At 48.3% G+C, this 15,563-nt stretch carries 15 protein-coding genes; 11 read left to right on the top strand and 4 right to left on the bottom strand.

All coding sequences use genetic code 11. The annotated features are described in order from the left end of the window. Positions 1-709: 709 nt before the first annotated feature. Positions 710-1,051, bottom strand: coding sequence for a hypothetical protein (locus QEH57_RS14520; protein WP_309007475.1), 342 nt, complete (start codon positions 1,049-1,051; stop codon positions 710-712). 269 nt (positions 1,052-1,320) lie between these two features. On the opposite strand from QEH57_RS14520, the gene QEH57_RS14515 reads away from it, so the two are divergent. From QEH57_RS14515 to QEH57_RS14485, 7 genes are all read left to right on the top strand, one after another. Then, positions 1,321-2,124, top strand: a complete 804-nt coding sequence (locus QEH57_RS14515) for a TnsA endonuclease N-terminal domain-containing protein (RefSeq protein WP_309007474.1) — start codon at positions 1,321-1,323, stop codon at positions 2,122-2,124. Between the two features lie 137 nt (positions 2,125-2,261). Beyond that, entirely contained in the window at positions 2,262-2,792 is a 531-nt protein-coding gene (locus QEH57_RS14510) for a hypothetical protein (protein WP_309007473.1), read from the top strand. Positions 2,793-2,862: 70 nt separating this feature from the next. After that, entirely contained in the window at positions 2,863-4,980 is a 2,118-nt protein-coding gene (locus tag QEH57_RS14505) for a transposase family protein (protein ID WP_309007472.1), read from the top strand. Beyond that, positions 4,980-6,401 carry an ATP-binding protein gene (locus QEH57_RS14500; RefSeq protein WP_309007471.1) on the top strand — a complete coding sequence of 474 codons (1,422 nt, stop codon included), beginning with the start codon at positions 4,980-4,982 and terminating at the stop codon, positions 6,399-6,401. The genes QEH57_RS14505 and QEH57_RS14500 overlap by 1 nt, the downstream gene beginning before the upstream one ends. 476 nt (positions 6,402-6,877) lie before the next feature. Next, on the top strand, positions 6,878-7,345 hold the full coding sequence (locus tag QEH57_RS14495; RefSeq protein ID WP_309007593.1) for a hypothetical protein: 468 nt from the start codon (positions 6,878-6,880) through the stop codon (positions 7,343-7,345). After that, positions 7,342-8,817, top strand: coding sequence for a TniQ family protein (locus tag QEH57_RS14490; RefSeq protein WP_309007470.1), 1,476 nt, complete (start codon positions 7,342-7,344; stop codon positions 8,815-8,817). The genes QEH57_RS14495 and QEH57_RS14490 overlap by 4 nt, the downstream gene beginning before the upstream one ends. A gap of 756 nt (positions 8,818-9,573) precedes the next feature. Beyond that, entirely contained in the window at positions 9,574-10,359 is a 786-nt protein-coding gene (locus QEH57_RS14485; protein ID WP_309007469.1) for a metallophosphoesterase, read from the top strand. Positions 10,360-10,797: 438 nt separating this feature from the next. On the opposite strand, the gene QEH57_RS14480 is transcribed toward QEH57_RS14485, so the two are convergent. After that, positions 10,798-11,658: a hypothetical protein gene (locus tag QEH57_RS14480; RefSeq protein ID WP_309007468.1), complete on the bottom strand. Its 861-nt coding sequence runs from the start codon at positions 11,656-11,658 to the stop codon at positions 10,798-10,800. A gap of 518 nt (positions 11,659-12,176) precedes the next feature. Here QEH57_RS14480 and QEH57_RS14475 point away from each other — a divergent pair. Beyond that, positions 12,177-12,551, top strand: a complete 375-nt coding sequence (locus QEH57_RS14475) for a hypothetical protein (protein ID WP_309007467.1) — start codon at positions 12,177-12,179, stop codon at positions 12,549-12,551. Positions 12,552-12,553: 2 nt separating this feature from the next. Here the strand turns inward: QEH57_RS14475 and QEH57_RS14470 are convergent, their stop codons facing one another. Further along, a complete protein-coding gene (locus QEH57_RS14470) occupies positions 12,554-13,240 on the bottom strand; it encodes a tyrosine-type recombinase/integrase (protein ID WP_309007466.1) in 687 nt (228 codons plus the stop codon). Between the two features lie 107 nt (positions 13,241-13,347). Continuing rightward, positions 13,348-13,518: a hypothetical protein gene (locus tag QEH57_RS14465; protein ID WP_309007465.1), complete on the bottom strand. Its 171-nt coding sequence runs from the start codon at positions 13,516-13,518 to the stop codon at positions 13,348-13,350. Positions 13,519-13,900: 382 nt separating this feature from the next. On the opposite strand from QEH57_RS14465, the gene QEH57_RS14460 reads away from it, so the two are divergent. The 3 genes from QEH57_RS14460 to QEH57_RS14450 all read left to right on the top strand — a co-directional run bounded on the left by QEH57_RS14460 (position 13,901) and on the right by QEH57_RS14450 (position 15,409). Further along, positions 13,901-14,371, top strand: coding sequence for a hypothetical protein (locus QEH57_RS14460; protein WP_309007464.1), 471 nt, complete (start codon positions 13,901-13,903; stop codon positions 14,369-14,371). A gap of 23 nt (positions 14,372-14,394) precedes the next feature. Continuing rightward, positions 14,395-14,799 (top strand): SMI1/KNR4 family protein, encoded by a 405-nt coding sequence (locus QEH57_RS14455; RefSeq protein WP_309007463.1) that lies wholly within the window; start codon positions 14,395-14,397, stop codon positions 14,797-14,799. Positions 14,800-14,878: 79 nt separating this feature from the next. Next, entirely contained in the window at positions 14,879-15,409 is a 531-nt protein-coding gene (locus tag QEH57_RS14450) for a hypothetical protein (protein WP_309007462.1), read from the top strand. The last annotated feature ends 154 nt before the right edge of the window (positions 15,410-15,563 follow it).

The raw sequence follows: 15,563 nt of genomic DNA, 5'->3' as shown, positions 1-15,563 counted from the left end.
GGGTCGTTATCGGGAAAGAGGGTAGCCTGCTATTGTGGTAGAATATTCTGTGCAGCAATCGCTTAGAGGAGGACGCAGCGGATTTAGAAATTGGGAGCTCAGGCGGGAGCTGGCGAGCTAAAGGTTTTTACTTAGGACGGTTTTCTTTGATTTGAGAAGATAGAGAGTATCAGACTGACTGGGACAGGTGTTGTCCGAGGCTGAGGTAATGTCGTTGCTTGCTTCCCGGTTCTGTCGGCTTTTGTCGATTCGAGTATCCGTTGGCTGTGGATGCCGGAAAGAAGGGACTCATTCGCAGTCATAATCTCTCTCGCAAAAGTTCAGTGCCGACCGATTTCTAGACAGGCTCAATTGCGTTGAGAATATGTGCTCCAATTACGCCATGCCGGACGTTGTTGGCATTGAAACCCGACTGAGTTAAGCCTCGATCAACTCCGTGAACCGCTCGTTTCGGCCCTACCGCCCGGATTCGTACCCGGCCATCGGAAGGGTGCTTTTCGAATAGGTGTGCTAGAATGGTACGCTGCGATGTTCTTGGTGTGGGAGCCGGGTGTGTACTTGCTGGCCTGTAGGTCGCGTTGCGAACGACAATTGAGTGTCGCAGTGATGACTGTCTGGCTGTCCATGGCCAGTTTTTAACTAAATTCGGGTGGTCTAAATTTTAGCAAGGTTTTGCCAGTCCCCTCCTCTGCGTCCTCAATATCCTCGATTATTCGCGATCAGCTGTGTTTTGGTCGCGCGTATCGTTTGAATTGTCGGGGATTTCCTGTTCGATAATCTCAAGTGTAGCTCGGCGATTGCCAGCCGTGAACTCCTTGCGGTAGATCGTTATTCCCTCGAAGTTGTTTGTCTTGGCAATGAACTCCTTTAGGAAGGCCTCAACGGTCTTGGCTTGATCGATGTTCTCGCAGCGGGCTGACATCTCAGCCTGCCAGGCGGGTGCGAAGATCGCTGTCAGGCGCTCTAAGCAGTTGGCATCGAGCGCTTTTGGCAATTCGGGCTGCCCTCCCTTCAGGTCGGCGCGGATCAGGTCACCTAGGTAGGCGGACATTTTCCCTCGAGCAATCTCTGCTGCGCGTTTCTTCGCTAGCTTTTCGAGGTCGTCGGGTAGGTGTGCGGATAAAGTTCCCATTTTCTAGAGATTCTATAGAAAGGAGTTGACGCGGCAATGTTTAGTTTCTCTAATTTCAATAGAATAGTGGATTTCTCCGCTCGGCAAGTTGAAATATCCTCCTGCAAGTTCCTGAACGGAATGTCAGACCTGCTCAAAGGGTATTTGGCGCTAAAATCTCGAACCTCTCCCTCTTTCTTCAATAAAACATGAGAAGGCCTCCTCCTGATGAAAAAAGGATCAGCAAGTTGATCAGCAGTGGCCGAGGTCGGGGCGAAGGCTCCAGCTACCTGCCTTGGCTTGAAGTTAGAGATGTTCCGTCTCGTGGAAAGTCCTCCCGCCCCTACGGCACGAAAACAGGAAGAAAGCATGTCTTACTTTCTCGGCTGGAGCTGTACTACTTTTACATACTCGAATGGTCGCCGGTTGTGTCCGATATAAGGGAGCAGTACCCTCTTCTGCCGTTGCGAAAAACCTTAGAGCTAAGCGAGTTGGCTGGGATACGGCACCCGCATCACAATGCAAGCGGCAGAGACGTCGTGATGACGACGGATTTTCTGCTAACTAAATCTGACGGTAGTTTGCAGGCGAGAACCGTCAAATATACGAACGACCTTAAGAAACGTCGCTCACTCGAAAAACTCGAATTAGAGCGTCTTTATTGGTTAGATCGAAAGATTGACTATAAAATAGTAACCGAACGGACAATTAATACTACACTAGCTCGTAATGTTGAGTGGATATTGGCCAAAAAAACAAAATCAAGTTTAGAGCCGTTATGTAATGCCGATATTGATGCGATTCGTAGCAGGCTCCAGCCCAATATCGCCGAGACGACGAATACACCGCTCGCTTTGTGGTGTTCTGATGCTGATTCACATTGTGGATATCCTCCAGGTTCGGCACTTGCTGTAGCTAGGCACCTGCTCGCCTTGAAGGAATGGTCTGCCGAAATACATGAGAAAAAGATAAATCCGACATTGCCGGTGCCGCTTGTAGCGAAGGTGTCATGAGTTGTGAGGTGGTTTAGTTGCGACAATTACTCCAGTGGATTGAACGATGGAAGCATTATGAGTATTTATCGGAAAAGGTTCGGATTGAATACTAAGTCGGTATTTATTGTTGAAACGAAATAGGCGTTCGAAGACCAATGGCGATGTTTGATTTAGCTAAGTTAGAATCTTATGAACATCCGGCTGTGCCGAAGTCTCATCGATTTTGTCTTTTTGCGGTTCTAGCATACTCAAGATTTATCCACATCTCTATTGTATCTGATATAAATAGTGGAACCGTTTTGTCTTTTGTGGAGAATGCCTTTGGGATGTTTGGGGGTTGTCCTCGATTCTTGAACTTAGACATTTGTTTGGCTTCTACGACCGCTATTGATAAACGCTATCTCAAAAGCCTTGGGGGACGCGACGGATTTTCTTTGATGCACAGAGCCGAACTTCACGTCGTGGGCTATGTAGAGAAAATGATTCATGCCCTCAAGCAGGATATCCTGAATTTGGGAGGCTACATTAGCTTTGAGGAGCTCTCAAGCTTTTGCGAAAAATGGAAAGATTGCAAAAACTCACGTGTTGATCCGCTTACTGGGCGTAGTCCTGTGGGTCTCCTGGCGGAGGAGGATCTCATCCCATTGCCTTCGGAATTCAACAGTGAGATCGAAAGCGATCACTAGGGGCCGAGAGATCCGATCTCTAGCTAAATTTTATACTGATCGAAAACTTCTACGACTCTAAAATTTAGGAATGCCAGTACCTGCCGTCAACCTGATCATCCAATGGTTATACGATGAAGAGATTAGCTCTGAGCGTATCCTTGCGTATTCTTTGGAAGGTTACGCTGCTTGCGTGCAAATGGATGGAAGTTCAACAGTCCCTAATATAAGGAAGACGTGTGATATCGAAGACGCTTTAAGTACCGGATTTGCTCAGGTTGCTCTTAGTGACCCGTACCTTCGCAAAATACTACCCGAAGACGAGATTCCGAAAAAGCACATAGCGCGAAGGAACGCAAGTTGGGAGCTGATTGCAGGCATTGTCGATTCAGGTAAAGAAATGTTGTTCGACCCTAAATTGAGGCGAAAACTAATTTTGGAAAGTGTAAAAAAGAACGCGAAAGCGGAAAAAGTTGTAAGAGACAATTTGCTGAAGTACTGGCGAGGGGGGCAAACGAAGAATGCTTTGCTTCCGAACTATCGCAATTTTCTCCTATGTGAAGACGAAGATGAGAGCGATGGTGATCAAGGAGGTAAGCGAAAGGGTAAGTGCGTAGGTAGGGCTCCCAGGGTTGTTGTGACTGATCGGATGAAGCTATTCTTCGACAAGGCGATCAAAAAATTTTATGAGAATGGCGATAGAATTACATTTGTCGCAGCGTACAAAAAAATGATTGAACACTACTTCTCTTCGGGAAGAACAAAATATCGTGGCCATGATGTGCCTAAAATATTCCCTGACGATCAGATTCCAAAGATATATCAATTTCGCTACTATTATAATAAAAAGAAAAACATAAAGAAAGTTCTGCAGAGTCGCGAAGGAAGAAACTTTTATTTAAAACACAGGGAGATTCTCGGGGATTCGATGGATTTGGCCTATGGGCCAGGTTCGTGTTATCAAATTGACTCTACTCCTTTTGATGTATACTTAGTAAGTTATTTTGATCCGAAACGTCTGATCGGCAGACCTTTTTTGTATATCGTAATTGATGTGTATTCGCGTTGTATAGTGGGTTTTCATATATCTCTCGAGAATCCCAGTTACTCAGAGGCGTGTATTGCGATCGAAAACGCCATTAGTGATAAAGTAGAGGTGTGCGGACAATACAATTTCGATATCGAGCCTGGGGAATGGCCATGTCAGGGAGTTCCTGAGTCGTTGGTTGCTGACAGAGGGGAGCTTGTTGGAGAAATGCCCGACGCTATTTCGGAGGGTCTTAATATTCGCCTCGATAATACTCCGCCATACCGTGCTGACTTGAAAGGGGTTGTTGAGCGTTTCTTTAGGGCTTTGAATGAAGAGTTAGCGCATTACCTGCCGGGTTCTGTCAAAAAGGACTCAGGTTCGAGGGGAGCACCAGATCCACGTGTGTCGGCAACACTAAATCTTAGGGACTTCTCGAAACTCGTTATTGAATATATAATATTGCACAATAATCGATTAATGAAAAGCTATACCCCAGATTTGGCTCAAATGCAAGATTCTGTCGAACCAAGGCCAACGACTATTTGGAGTTGGGGGATCAAAAATAGGGGTGGCATTTTGCGTAGTATCGATCGAAAAGCGGTCAAGGTTTTATTGCTCCCAAGTGATGAAGCGAGTGTAACTTCACGTGGAATTCGCTACAAGGGATTGCGTTACACTTGTGAGCGTGCAGTGCGTGAGAATTGGTTTGCAAGGGCAAGGGAAAGGGGCGCTGAGAAAGTGAAAATATCATACGATCCGAGAAGCGTGGATCACATCTACCTTCGCGTTGAAGGAGGCGTAGAGGAGTGTGTGCTTACAAAGCCAGATGAGCACTATAGCGGTGCGTCAAAAGTAGATTGTAAAGATTATGACCAAATGCGAAAGGAAAAGTTGGAGTCCGAGCGTCATCGTGAATTACAAACCGATGTAGCCTTTGGTTCATTGGTTGAGTCTACGGTCAAGGAGTCGAAGGAAAGGTGTCCTAAACAAAAGGTTCCTAAGTCTAGTCTAACAAGAGGGATTAGGTCCAATCGGAAAAATGAAATCGCACTTCAGGCTGGTTCTGGCGATGTCTCAAACGTCACCGCTGGTGAGTCCCATCTCGGTGCAGATGAAGAGTATATACCGCCAAAGTCCCACGCGAGCATATTGCGAAGAAAGTCGAATCCTGAGAAATAATGTCATACACATCTGCAGATTACAAAAAGTGTGGACTGCCCGAGTTCGATTGTAACCCGCTGATATCCGCGCTGCCTCCTATTCTTACCTACGAGGATGCTGCTCTAGCACTCTCGAGGAGGCCAATGTATGACCCCGGAGTGCGGAGCTTGCCCGCCCATTTGAGGCAGCATGCGATAAATGCGATATTGCATTTATTTCAGCCTTTGTCTCAACATTTAGATTTAGAAGATAAATTTTCTAGAATGATTAGGGCTGGGTACGAACGTCGAACCCCTACGGACCTGCGTTATTTCGCTACGGCTTCCCAGAATGCCCGAAAAGTCAGTCTAGAGAGTAAGTCGACTTCTGCGGCTTTAGGGTTTAATTTGGTAGGGACATCGGGTACTGGAAAGACAACTACGATAAATCGCATTCTAGATCTATATCCGCAGGTTATTGAGCACACTCGATACGAGGACCAGGATATTTACCACGTGCAACTGGTTTGGCTGAAGTTGGAGTGTCCGCATGATGGATCAATCAAGGCTATCTGCTACCATTTTCTTGAGAAAGTAGATGAGGCGTTGGGGACAAGCTATCGGAAATTGTATAAATCAAGATCAACGTTAGACGAACTTATTCCCATAGTTGCGCAAACCGCCGGAAACCACACGTTGGGTGTTCTTGTCATCGATGAGATACAACACTTATCGACTGCCAAAAGTGGTGGATCCAGTAGAATGCTAAATTTTTTTGTCGAACTGACGAATAGGATGAGCATGCCGGTCATGCTTGTGGGAACCCCCAAGGCGATCTCTCTGATGTCTAGGGAGTTGCGCAGTGCCCGTCGTGCTTGTGGGCAGGGAGAGGCAATTTGGTATAATGTACCCCAAAATGAAGAATGGGAAATTCTACTGAACGGTCTTTGGGAGTATCAATATACAAAGGATATAACTCCGCTTACCGCGGAAATCTCGGATGTTCTTTACGACGAAAGCCAAGGTATTACGGATTTTGCTGTTAAGCTATACATGCTTTCGCAAGTCCGAGCGATATCCCATGGGATCGAGATTATAACGCCGGCTCTCATTCGGTCCGTTGCTAAAGATTCTCTGGAGAGTGCAAAACCATTCCTATACTCATTGAGAACTCGAGACTTTAGCTCGTTAGCCAATTACGAAGACGTCATTGTTCCGATAGACTTCGCGCGGGAGGCAAAAAGACGAACCCCGGGTAAGCCAAAATCGAAGAAGCCTGCAAGTAATCAGGCGTCGCCCGTTCAGAATGGGAAGTCAAAAAAATCTGCGAGTCCTAGGGGTGAGCAATCTTCTCGGGAATCAACAGGGATTGCTTCGGTGCACACCGAGTCAGACAAAGATAGCAATTATTCGAAGTTGGAAGAAAAAGGGCTCATTGCTGATAAAGACGAACTTGATTAATGTTCCCGACATTTCCCATTCCATTTCCGGATGAACTGCTTTTTGGCCTATTGACAAGGCTTTCACATGGTTTGCTTCATCCATCGCATAACGCGCTGACAACGCTTTTAATTAGTACTAGCAAAGTGTTTCGACCTACTATATTTTTTCCGTCCGACTTTGATCGCATTGTTGGGAGCTTGCCAGAGAATCACCCACTCGGAAAAATTGATTTGGTCTCTAATCACACTCTGCATCCGCTCTTTGATCAGGATCCTTCTGGGATTCGTTACCTCGGAAAACCTAAGGGTTGTTATCTTTTCTCTTGCGAGTCCTGTAGAAAATCGGATGCGTCGAAGTACGGAATAGCATATTGGCATCGTTCCCACCAGATTCCGGGTGCTTTGGTGTGTTACCGACATCGCACTCCCCTTCAATGGTCACTTTCGAACCAAGGCCCGCATCCAAGAAAATCTGGAAGACAAAGGTTCTTGCTCATGCCTGAGGAGATCGAATGGCTGCATTCTCCCCCAGAAGCGCCTGGTCTTCTTACTTACCGCGATGATTATCACATTCCATCGGGCACCAAATTCGATAAATGTGAACTAGAGTCTTGGTTTCGCTTTCATCAGTTCTCGCAGTCTATCCTTTCTGGGTTATCCACGATCGATGATTATTGTGATATTGTCTGGCAACGAGTCTCCGGTTTGGATTCGGACGAACCCTACGCACACACGATCGAGAAGAATGTTAAATCGTTTTTTAGGCGGTCAGGACGTGAAATACACTATTTATATCGCCTTCCCTCGACTCCAGGTAGAGCCGCGAAAGCGGCCCTTGAAACTTTGTATGGACCGATAAGGAATTTTTATCACCTTATATTTTTGCTAGAATCTTTATCAATTGATCCGATTCGAGCGAATTCAATAGAAAGAAAAACTACGAATGTGGCAGAGTTGAAATGATATCGTGTTTCCCGATACCATTCCCGGATGAGCTCTTCTACAGTGTTCTTTGCCGGGCTCACGATCGACTGGGCAAACCAAATAGAAGCGCTTTTGCCGAAATGCTTTTCGGGGGAGCTGGTCGATTTCCAGGCATTTTGTGCGCCAAGCACACTGATGCCTTAGTCAATCGGATGTCCGACCGTCATCCGCTGCGGGGTATCGATTTTGATGGCAAGCATTCGCTATTGCCGCTTTTCGAATCATTTTGTTTTGGGAAGCGGTTTTCACCGACTGAACCGCATCATTTAAGCTCGTGTCCGGCCTGTCGGGAGGAAGACATCAAAGCTTTCGGGTGTGCGTTTTGGCATCGCTCTCATCAGGTCCCGTATGGCAAATTTTGCCACAAGCACGCTCTGCAGCTTCAAACATCAATACAACCCTGCGTCTCTAGTCGGGAAACTGGTCGGAACCTTGTTGTTCATTTTTTGATGCCAGAAGAAGTCGAGTGGATTGATCATCCCCATCCTTCCAGAGTAGAGGTTTTTCTTCGTTTTCATGCTAGAGTCCAAGAGATCTTGAACGGTCAATCGCTCTCAGGAAATGATCGTGTACAAACTGTCTTTGGAGCGTGCCAATCACAAGGGTATATAAACGGGCTTCACATCGAATCGGACAAAATTCTCAGAGATGGGCGGTCTATTGTTGGTGATCTGTTGGAGTCGCTTTTTCTCATCCCCTCTGGTGATTATGCCAAGAGTGTCGTAAGTTCAATTGTCAGAGGTCGTGAGGCCAATCCGAATAGAAATCTTTTTGTCTATGAGGTGCTGGGGCTTGGGGTAGGAGAAAGGGTAAAAGCTAATCCCATCTCTCGGAAAGAATCGAGGAGGCGTGGGATGAGAGTTGTTAACCGAGAAAAGTGCGGGCAGTTTCGAGCTATTCTTCGAACGATGCCAGACGCTGACACTTCTCAGATACAATCTGCGGATCCATTGCTTTTTCAATGGCTGGTAGAGAACGATCCCGATTGGTTGAATTCAACTTTGTCCCTACGCTCCAGGAGGAGGAGGCTAAGAGATGGCCGTTTGGCCATCGAAGATCCCTTGTCAGCTCGCTGCGTACGTAAAGGAGAGTCGCTACTCAAATCCCTGGCTGGGCGCCCAAGGAGAATCAGCCGGTCGGCAATTTTAAAGATGCTTAGTGCAGAGGAGCGAAGAATGGCCATACGCTGTTGGCGGCAGCCTTTAACTCAAAAGGCTTTTAAGGAAGCCGAAGAAACTTACGAAGAGTTTATCTTTAGGAGGATCGATTGGGCAATATTGCAACTGCCCGCGGGGGGGCGTCCCAGTTTGTGGGATTTTTCGGCGCTTGCTGGAATCAGCAATGGTTTTTGCAGGCTCCCTGAATTGAAATACGCGGTGCAGCGTAGGCTAGACGATTGGGAAAGCTCCTACCAGTTTGCGTTTCCGTTTTGGGTATCCGAGATAGTTTAGCTACTTTTACTGCTTTATTTGGATTAGAGGTGTGCATCCTTTCGGGGTGCCCCTGGGGAGAGGAGATTTTCTGAATCGCTTGCTTCGCCTGGATCCCCGATAGATTGGGAATGGCTTAGAAATGAGAGAAGTTGAACAGGGAAATTGTGCGCCTGAGGTGGGCATGTTACTCACGGTTCTGAAGCGATCTGGAGCGACGAAGGAGGAAGCGACAGCGGCTTTGCGAGACGCTGTGCGAATTGTCGGGATTGATGGCCTCGTCGGCGAAGGTAGCGAAATTCGGGAGCTTCACGGAATGCTGTCGCTCCGCTCCATTTTAGAGGACGAGAATTTCGAGTTCAAAGAAGAGGGAGGCGCATCAACCGCTGTGGAGCTCGGAGCTTTGCTCGGAGGGGAGAGCTCCTCAACCATTCTTCGTTGGCGCCGGGAGGGAGCGCTTATCGGATTTTGGAACCGGAGATCGAAAAGGTGCCTGTATCCAAATTACCAAGTCGAATCCGGAGCAATCTTAGATGGTATCGTTGAGTGCCTCGCGCTCTTTCGTGAATATGGAATACGGAATGATTCAATGGTTCTCGCTGCGCGTTTATTGTCACCCTTGACGGCATCCAGTGGTGCGTGTGAAAGGGTTATCGATCAATTGAGAGCGGGAACGCCAGAAAAGGCGCTCGTGCTTCTAAAGACAGATTTTTCGAGACGTTGAGTTGGCTTTTTCGGTTTTAGCAAAATCAGGATAGGAGTTCGTTTTTCCGCTTCATGAAAATACAGGTGCTGAGTGATTTGCACATTGAACAAGGTGCCTACGATTTCGTCGACGCAGGGGTGGACTTGGTGGTGCTAGCTGGAGATATCCATCGGCAAACTGAAGGGGTCGATTGGGCTATCTCCGAGATTCGAGACAAACCGGTTTTGTACGTTTTGGGGAATCACGAATACTATTCCGACCGTTTCCCTGGGTTGGTCGATGATTGCCGATCTTTGTCGGATGGCACAAACGTTAAGGTGCTTGAACGGGAGGGGGTTGAGTTTGATGGATACAGGTTTTTTGGAGCGACCCTATGGACTGACTTCGGCTTGTACGGAAAAGCGGGTCAGCACGCGAGATACGCCCGAGTAACGATGAACGACTACAGGGTAATCCGAAACAACAAGACTGGGAGGGGACTTGAGCCAAGGGAAACGATACGTTGCTATAATGAAACTGTCGCAAAACTGAGTGATTTTTTGGATACAGGAGATTTGAGTCGCTCTATCGTCATAACCCATCACCTGCCAAGCTTTCGCTCCGTTCATCGAAGTCGTAAAGGCGATCCCTTGAGCGCTGCTTTCGCGTCCCGGTTGGATCGTTTAATTGAATTAAAGGGACCTTCAGTTTGGATACATGGCCACAATCACGATTGCCTTGACTACACGATTGGGAAAACCCGAGTCTATTCGAACCAAAGGGGATATCCTGGCGAGGAGGTTCGGATGGGGCGATTCGATGGTTTGGCTACGATCGATCTCGACGCGGAACGTTCCCGCTTTGCTAACGGTTCGTAGATCGGTTAGTCGGTTTACCTTTCGAACCTCTTGACTGATAGTTTCGATCTTTTCGAGGAGAGTGCGTTCCTCGTCTCTTCGATAGGCGCGAGGTGATTTCGGCTAGGGCATACTTGTCGCTTCGTTTTTCGGTCCTCTCCCTTGAAAGTCTGCTGCCCTTAAACCTCCTCTGTCCAGTCGATCGAACCTGTTGTCGGATGGAAGGTGCCGTACTATTTGGCTATTTCCGGGGAAGCCGCTTCACGAGCACCTTTCTGGCGCAAGCCAACCTAAGGCAAGTATTTGCATATAGAAGGATTACCCAATAGACGATGCTGCTCCGAAGGACTGGCAAATAGCCTTCAACCCTTCCTGTTGGTCCGTAAAGGTTGGTGGAATTTACACGTAATGTAGCGAACAAGCGCAATCGCCACAACCTCCGGTATAAGCGATAGGCTCTCAGCATGGCTTTCGGATTTTGAAGCGTTTAGGATCAGTATCCCATTCTGGACAATGTTTGGTCCCGAAGTGAACTAAGGTTCTTTCAGGATTCTCCTGCCATTTGCCATCCGCATGATCGCCAATCAGGTAGCCCCCCGTCATTAGGGTCTTGTTGGGGTAAGTTATGAGCTTATTGGTGAACTCTAAATCTAAGTGCTCTTCTACCCATATTCCTTTTTCGTTGCGGCTTTCAGGATTGCGAGCTGAGGGGGCTATCAAGGTGTAAACTTGGTATTCTTGCCTGAGTTCGTTTACCGCATCGATCGCTCCCTTGCCAGGCTTCAGGCTCCGAAAGAAGTCCGGCTCGTTCTGTAAGGGCCTTGTATCTGGCTCTGGTTCTTGCTTCGTTTCCCGATCTGAACCATAGTCGCGGAACACGTTGTCCATATCCGCGTATGCGACTTTCTCCGATTGCTTGGTATCCGTCGAAGCCATGGTTCCTTCCGCAATTTCGCTCTCGCTCAACGATTTGAGCAGGATTATCGTTTCCAAATCGTCAGGCCAGATTTCCAGCGAATCGTTCAAGGTGCTTTTCGCCTTCTCGTATCTCCCTTTCGTGGAAAGACCACGCGCGAGCCAGAGGTATTCAAGAGGGCTTTCTTCCGGGGTGCTTTCGATGATTCTCCCGCTGTATCCAATTAAATCCACCCAGCGTTCCAGCATGAAGTAGCAGTCCATCCGTGTCAGCTTCGCACCGAGGAAGTTCTGAGCGTCCTTTGGGCTAAGCTTCTGGAGGTCATCCAGAATACTCTCAAATAGCTTGGGGGCCTTGAGTTCGTGTGCCCTGCGGTGCGCCTGCTTGATATCTTGTAGCTCCATTTCCTTGTTTGATTAATTGACTGTCAGCTCTCAACAAAGAGAAGATGGACTATCGTTCCGTTTGCCTCGATTTTTAAGTATACCGGAAAATCGAGGACAATGCCTGTCTCATACCTGATTAATGCCAATAATTTGGGTTGAGCCCTTTCGTTGACCTTTAGGATTCGGTGGGCATGAAGGAAGGTCAGCCAAGTGAGGATCAACCGTCTTTATTGGAGGGCGAATTTTTACCGCCTACCGCTCGCAAGACCTAATTCGAGAAGGTCTCCGGATCGACCAGTCTTGTTCCTTTTGTCGCCTACGAGGTGATTCGGCATGTGGATTGTCCGCGAAGAGCCGGATTTCGAAGGCGTCTGGGGTTCGGATCGTTTTGACGACATCGCGGACGAATATGTCTTCGACTAAAGGTTCGCGTCTGAGGGCTTTCTCCTCAAGCTTTGTCCGCCTAAATGGAAGGAAGCGAGAGGGATGACAATCTAGCCAGGCTTCGCCGAAGAGGGGAAGAGGCCCTCAAGCGATTGTCTCTCGAGGTCGAGGCTGAAGGTGGGTTCGCATCCCCTGCCGAATTCGCAGTTCTAGTAGGGACGACCGAGAGCGAGGTCCTCGCGATGCTCGCTCGCGGCGAACTCTTCGGCGCTTCCGACGATGAGAGATTTCCCGACGGGATTCCCGGGCTGCTGGCGTGGGACGGCAAGCCTCTTCCGCTTCTGCCCTGGCTTCTCGAGCGTGCGGTCCGCAAGGGGATGAGGGATTCACCTTTCATTGTTGGCTACCTCCTGGCCGACTTCGAATTGCTGGGCGGCCGTCCGCTGGATTTCCTGAGGGAAGGCTCTAAAGAGTCCCAGGATCTCGTCCGGGAGCATTTCAGTCGTTACGGAGAAATGGGCGGATAGTGTTATTTTCGTTCCAGCCTGCATCGGGGCCTTCGTTCGCTGTCCTGCTTGGCGTCGCTGTGCCCAAGTAGCTTTTGGATCGTGCGGATGTCGTGGTTGGCCTGGAGACGGTGTGTGGCGTAGGTACGGCGGAACGTGTGCGAAGTAGTGCGTTTGTGTATGCCTGCCTCGTAAGTCGCCTGAAGAATGGCCGAGCCGACCTTGGTCTCGTGCGCGTTGTACCGTCGGGTTTCGCCAGATGATGGAACGTGGGTCAGCTGCTTGGCTGGAAACAGCCATCGCTTTCCGAGCCGCTTTGCGGCGCTTATGTATTTGCGGGACATCGCCTCCGGCATGAACGTGCCGTCGAACCCTTTTTGCAGATCGTTTTTCAGTAGTTCCTCAACTCTGCGGATCTGGCGATTCAGTTCGTCCGTGATTGAGACTGGAAGGGGAACTATCCGGTCCTTCCCTCCCTTGCCGTTGCGAATGGTCAGGAGCCCCGTCTCGAAGCAGAGGTTGTTGACCCTGAGATTGACCGATTCGGAAAGTCTGAGCCCGCAGCCGTAGATCATGCGGACGATAAGGTCGAATGGGTGGCTGGCCTTGGCTATCAGGTCGACCTCCTTGCGCGACAGGACCGTCGGCAGGTAGTTGGAGCGCTTGGCCCGCTCTACGCCCTCGAAGCCTTTGAATTCGCGTTCCCACACCTTTTTGAATAGGAACAGCTATACGTTGAAGGCCTGGTTCTCGGTCGATGCCACCACCTTTCGATCGACGGCTAGATGCGTGAGGTGCTTCGCGGTGTCGGCCGATGTTACCGTGCCGGATCCTTCTCCTCGAGGAAGTCCCGGAAGCTTCGCGTCCAATGCCTGTATGTGGCGAGTGTCTTTCCGGAATACTGCGGCGTCGCGATTCGTCTTTCCAGTGCCTGTATGGTCTCGTCCCAAGGGGAAAGCGGAATCGACTCCACCAATGACGGGTGCATTTTTCGCAGCCCTTGCGGCCTGGAGCTGCTGGAAAGCTCTTTTGCCGCTGCTCTCGAGGCCTATTGCGAAGAGATCGACGCTTTGCAGATGCGTTCCGGGCAATCGTTCCTTTCGCAGAAATCGAGATAGAACCGAAGCCACATTTCGTAGAACGGCTTCTGCCTTTCTGGGATATGCTCGTTTGCGAGTGCGTTCTGGAACGGTTCCAGCACGTTATTTGGAATTTTGATCATAGGATATTATCCAAACGTTTGGATAATATCCGAAAAAGGATGTTTAACGATTGAAATTAAGCAGATTTACCTACAAAAAAGGTTGCTTCCGACCGTTTCGGTCAAGATATTATCCAGAAATCTTACAATCACTTGTTCTGCGAAAAAGATGAGCAACCCCAAACCAGCAGTTGAGATACTGAAACGTATCGACGGTACATTCGGAGAGAAAAGATCCGACGAACTGCTTGGTATCTTATGCATCGACTGCTTACCGGTTCTTCTAGTTGGAGCGTTCGTCTACTCGTACTACAAAAACGGATCCCCTCCCGAACTATCAATGTTCATCCTGATATTGATACCATTACTTTTCTTTTCATGGGTAGTTCACAGAAGATCTGGAAAGCTGTATTCTTTTGATGGATTCAAGGTACGAGAGAAGGATAGGAATGACAAAACGATGAATGAACTATTGATAGACGACTTAATCGATCTCTCGTACACGAAAACGGGACCGACCTTTATGCGCCTCAAGACTCAAGAAACTAAGCTCGACGTTTACGTTTCGAAGGACCTAAGAGAAGCAATCAAAATTGCAGAACAAGGCGCTTGTCACAACGCGGGCAAGCCCGCGTCGTGACAGCTTGGCGTTAGGTAGAAAAAATGGATACAATCTCTGAAGCTGTTGGAAAAGATTACCTTTCTCCGAAAACAAAAGAAGCCTACACGATATTGGCAGCTTTCGACGGTTCATACCCAGCTGAGTATTCAGAGACCGAACATGGAAAACCGATAGCCGAAGACGGTTGCGGAAACTTGATCACCACGAAAGAAAACAAAGCCGTTTACTTCTGGGATCACGAAACCGACGAGACCACGTTGATAGCCGATTCCGTTGAAGAAATAATTAAAGAAGCAAAAGATCCAGAGCCAGTTGATTTCGATGAATCAAAAGTAGAGTCTTCGTGGATGGATCCGGCATTCGCAAAAGAAATCGGGATCAAGACAGATGAAGAAGGATGGATTAAGAAACCAAAGAAATCACGATGGAAATTCTGGAAGAAGTAATACCTAACAAGTCGTGCCATACAACTCCGGCCATCGCTCCGCGATGACCTCCGCGTATGCACTCAGCGTTAGTCAGAAAATGAAGACTGAGACATCACAGTTGGATATCGAGTTCATCGACGAGCCGACCTACACGTTTGGTTCGACCGATAATTTGCGTTCATATCCAATTGAATGGTTAGACGGTACAGGTCAGCCGGTTTCTTCGCACGGCATACTGATTGAAGGAAAGCCTTTCGCTGTGATTGGAGCATTTGGTGGAGCTACAGGCGTTCATGAGAATTCTATGTTGCAGTTGAACGGAATCGCTTACTTCGCGGTTGGCGATCAAGTGGTATCGTTCGATTTAATACAGAAAGAAAAGAAATGGAATCAAAGAATAGATGACGCAACTTGCTTTGGCATCTACTATTCGAAGCAACACGATGCTCTAATCTCTCACGGGGAACTTCTCATTTCACGCTTCAGCCCCGAGGGAAGAGTAATTTGGCAGTCAGCTGGGAGAGACATCTTTACCGAAGGATTTAGCCTTCTTGACGACTGTATTCATACGACTGATTTCGAAGGAAACGAATACCGATTCAGCTACGAAGATGGAAAAGAAAAATAGGACTAACAAGGCGTGCCAGGCAACGAGCGCAAGCGCTCGCCGCCTGCACTAGTCGTTCGGCAAAAAAATGAAACAAATCATCACAGCATCGATGCTCCTGCTTTTGATCACCGCATTAGGATGCTCAACTTCAGCTTCTCATAAGCTACTGGAC

It is taken from the genome of Pelagicoccus sp. SDUM812005, from assembly GCF_031127875.1.
Taxonomy (GTDB): Bacteria; Verrucomicrobiota; Verrucomicrobiia; order Opitutales; family Opitutaceae; genus Pelagicoccus.
This window is presented reverse-complemented; position numbering and strand designations above follow the sequence as displayed.

Bases quoted from the DNA above. Each gene is read 5' to 3' on its own strand.
- QEH57_RS14520 (WP_309007475.1), bottom strand. From the start codon at position 1,051: ATGTCCGCCTACCTAGGTGACCTGATCCGCGCCGACCTGAAGGGAGGG.
- QEH57_RS14515 (WP_309007474.1), top strand. From the start codon at position 1,321: ATGAGAAGGCCTCCTCCTGATGAAAAAAGGATCAGCAAGTTGATCAGC.
- QEH57_RS14510 (WP_309007473.1), top strand. From the start codon at position 2,262: ATGGCGATGTTTGATTTAGCTAAGTTAGAATCTTATGAACATCCGGCT.
- QEH57_RS14505 (WP_309007472.1), top strand. From the start codon at position 2,863: ATGCCAGTACCTGCCGTCAACCTGATCATCCAATGGTTATACGATGAA.
- QEH57_RS14500 (WP_309007471.1), top strand. From the start codon at position 4,980: ATGTCATACACATCTGCAGATTACAAAAAGTGTGGACTGCCCGAGTTC.
- QEH57_RS14495 (WP_309007593.1), top strand. From the start codon at position 6,878: ATGCCTGAGGAGATCGAATGGCTGCATTCTCCCCCAGAAGCGCCTGGT.
- QEH57_RS14490 (WP_309007470.1), top strand. From the start codon at position 7,342: ATGATATCGTGTTTCCCGATACCATTCCCGGATGAGCTCTTCTACAGT.
- QEH57_RS14485 (WP_309007469.1), top strand. From the start codon at position 9,574: ATGAAAATACAGGTGCTGAGTGATTTGCACATTGAACAAGGTGCCTAC.
- QEH57_RS14480 (WP_309007468.1), bottom strand. From the start codon at position 11,658: ATGGAGCTACAAGATATCAAGCAGGCGCACCGCAGGGCACACGAACTC.
- QEH57_RS14465 (WP_309007465.1), bottom strand. From the start codon at position 13,518: ATGCACCCGTCATTGGTGGAGTCGATTCCGCTTTCCCCTTGGGACGAG.
- QEH57_RS14460 (WP_309007464.1), top strand. From the start codon at position 13,901: ATGAGCAACCCCAAACCAGCAGTTGAGATACTGAAACGTATCGACGGT.
- QEH57_RS14455 (WP_309007463.1), top strand. From the start codon at position 14,395: ATGGATACAATCTCTGAAGCTGTTGGAAAAGATTACCTTTCTCCGAAA.
- QEH57_RS14450 (WP_309007462.1), top strand. From the start codon at position 14,879: ATGAAGACTGAGACATCACAGTTGGATATCGAGTTCATCGACGAGCCG.